The sequence below is a fragment of the Marinomonas sp. TI.3.20 genome (assembly GCF_038155025.1).
Classification (GTDB): Bacteria; Pseudomonadota; Gammaproteobacteria; order Pseudomonadales; family Marinomonadaceae; genus Marinomonas; species Marinomonas flavescens.
This window is the reverse complement of the sequence record NZ_JBAKAS010000095.1, coordinates 1-330: the sequence shown is the minus strand read 5'-3', so window position 1 is coordinate 330 and position 330 is coordinate 1. Positions and strand designations below refer to the sequence as shown.

Here is a 330-nt window from a genome sequence, read left to right as displayed (position 1 = left end):
CATCCATGGCCAGTACCTTGCTGTCCAGCACACTGATCAGTTGCTCTACCACAATGGGTCGTAACAGTTCGATCCCGCGTTTGGTGAGGTTCGTCAGCGTCGCACGGCTGAGGGTGATCCCAGCAGCACTAAGTTGTTGGTGTTGACGATAGAGCGGTAAATGATACAGGAACTTGTTGACCAGTAAGCCAACGATAAAACTCACATCCGCGACAGAGCTGTCAAAAATCCTATCCGGCTGTGGCGCGGTAATAAGCTGTTTGCTGATTTTGTGTTTGACCACTTGGCGTTTGGTGATAACCACTTCATAAGCACTGGTTTTTTGTACGA

General features: G+C 49.1%; 1 protein-coding gene. It reads right to left on the bottom strand.

Annotated features, from left to right (window positions below; genetic code table 11):
• Positions 1-330, bottom strand: a 330-nt coding sequence (locus V6259_RS19725; protein ID WP_341585981.1) for an IS66 family transposase, incomplete at both ends; no start/stop codon positions are given.